The organism is Micromonospora sp. M51, assembly GCF_018070305.1.
Classification (GTDB): Bacteria; Actinomycetota; Actinomycetes; order Mycobacteriales; family Micromonosporaceae; genus Micromonospora; species Micromonospora parva.
This window is the reverse complement of sequence record NZ_JAGPXZ010000910.1, coordinates 1-2,190: the sequence shown is the minus strand read 5'-3', so window position 1 is coordinate 2,190 and position 2,190 is coordinate 1. Positions and strand designations below refer to the sequence as shown.

Sequence of the window (2,190 nt, the reverse complement as noted above, 5' to 3'; positions counted from 1 at the left end):
GGCCGGTCGACTGAGCCGCCGACCCCGCTCAGTTGGCGGTGGCGCCGATGCGTGGGGGAGTGGCGGTGCCGTGCACCCGCCGGGCGTGGTTGGCGAACAGCCGGGGCGCGATGATCGGCATGAGCAACCGGGCCGGCAGCGGGGCGTGCGCGAGCACCGCCTTGACCACTGCCGGGTCGCCCTCGTACATGGCCAGGCCGAAGGCCAACGGCAGCTGCTTCTTCGAGGACTTGCTCATCCCGTGCTCGCCGAGCCGCATCCACTCCCTGGCGGTGACGTGCCGTTCCGCCAGGGGCAGGATCTCCTTCTCCTCCAGGGCCATGTGCTCGATCAGCGCGCTGCGGAGCTGTTCCAGGGCGTCGGCGAGCTGCTCGCCGTCGCGTCCGGTACGACGCCACTGGGGGAGGAGGGCCACCACCGCCGCGTGGGCGTCCTCGATGGCGTGGTGCTGCGCCTCCATGGTGGGGACGATCGCCGTCGCCTGCGCGCCGCCGCGCTCCAGCAGCAGCGGCCACAGCAGCAGGTCCTCGCCCTCGTGGTGCAGGTGCAGGATGTGGCAGAGCATCTCGGCGTGGGCGCCGACGACCTCCGCGCGCCTGGTGTCGCCCGGTGTGACGTCCCGGACGAGCTGCGGCAGCAGGCTGAATTCGCGACGGAGCGCGGAGTGCGCCATGTACATGTCGCGCACGTCGGCCATGGCTTCGCGGTGGTTCTGGTTCACGGTGACCTTTCCGAGGGATCAACTGGCACAGATCTGTTGATCATGCTCGGTGTCACTTGTAACCGGCTTGGAATCCGCCAACCGTGCCGGTCAGCCGGCCAACGCCCCCGTCGCCTCGGCCAGCCAGTGCGGCGACTCCCACCGGCGGGCCACCCGCGCGGCGAGGGTGAAGTGCCGGGTCGCCTCCTCGGTGCGGCCCAGCAGCCGGCACAGCTCCCCGAGCGTCAACGCGACCGGCCGCACCACGGCCGCGGTGGTGGAGAAACCGGCCAGTTGGTCGCTGACCGGGAGCAGCGCGTCGATCACCGGCTGGGCCAGGTCCCGTCGACCCAGCGCCACGATGACCATCCCGCGGACGGTGAGCAACGCCGACTCGAAGTAGTCCGGGCGGTACGTGTGCCGCCCGATCGGCATGGCCCGCGCCTCGGCCAGGCGTCCGCTTCCGATCAACGCCAGCGCCAGCAGGTCGTCCACGATCGGGCCCAACGACTCCCGGATCCGCCGGGTCGCCGCCAGGTGCTCACCGAACCGTCCCTGGCTGATCAGCAGGGTCCCGGTGGAGAAGTAGTGGAAGGACTCGGCGTGCAGCGAACCCTGCCGCCGCATCTGCACGGCGACCTCGTCGTAGTGCCGTTGCGCGGCGACGAAGTCGCCGGCGACGTGCGCGAGGGTGCCCAACGAGCACAGGTTGATGGTCTGCGCCTCGTTCAGCTGGTACGTCTCGGCCAGCCACCCCTGCCGGGCGACGCTGAGGCGCAGCTCGTCCGGTTCGTTGAGGGCGGCGGCGCAGTGGCCCAGCACCTGCTCGGCTACCGAGCGGTAGGTCACCAGCCCATGCTCGTCGGCGAGGTCGCGCAGCTCCACGGCCAGCTCCCGACGGGCCGGCGCTTCCCGCTCGTAGCTCATGGTGCGCATCCGCGCGGCCAGCCCGAGGGCCCGCAGCTCGGGGTCGTCGAGGCGCCGCCCGAGGGCCAACGCCTCCCGCCCGGCCGCCACGCCGCGCGGGTCGGATTCGCCGTCCAACTCCGTGGCGAGCGCCTCCAGCAGTCGGCAACGGGCAACCGGGTCCAGGTCGTCGGCGCGCAGCAGCCGGGTGAGCACCTCGACGACGCGGTGGTCCACCACGCCGTACTCGTGGGTCAGCCACGGGGTGGGGACGGTCCACGCGGTGAACGCCGCGACCAGCAGGTCGTCGCGGCCGGACTGCGCGGCGACGTCGAACGCCCGGGCGCGGGTCTGCCGGGCGGCGGCCACCGCACCGGCGCGCGCGTAGGCGCGCAACAGCCGGCCGAGCAGGTCGACCCGCAGCGCGTCGCGGTCCCCGGCGACCGTGGCGGCGGCCTCGACGGCGTTGCTGAGCAGCTCGATCGCGGCGTCGTACGCGTACCGTCGCTCGGCCAGTTCGGCGGCCCGGATGGCGTAGTCCACGGCGAGCGGCGCGGTGTCGGCCGACGCGGCGCGGGCGTACT

Annotated in this window: 1 protein-coding gene and 1 pseudogene; both read right to left on the bottom strand. The window is 72.9% G+C overall.

Annotated features, from left to right (window positions below):
• Positions 1-28 precede the first annotated feature (28 nt).
• Positions 29-697 (bottom strand): hemerythrin domain-containing protein, encoded by a 669-nt coding sequence (locus KBX53_RS30595; protein ID WP_051708103.1) that lies wholly within the window; start codon positions 695-697, stop codon positions 29-31.
• A gap of 114 nt (positions 698-811) precedes the next feature.
• Positions 812-2,190: pseudogene (locus tag KBX53_RS30590) on the bottom strand (hypothetical protein); the annotation flags it as partial.

What these genes read in the sequence shown, in the direction of transcription:
- KBX53_RS30595 (WP_051708103.1), bottom strand. Translation starts at nt 697, where the DNA reads ATGGCCGACGTGCGCGACATGTACATGGCGCACTCCGCGCTCCGTCGC.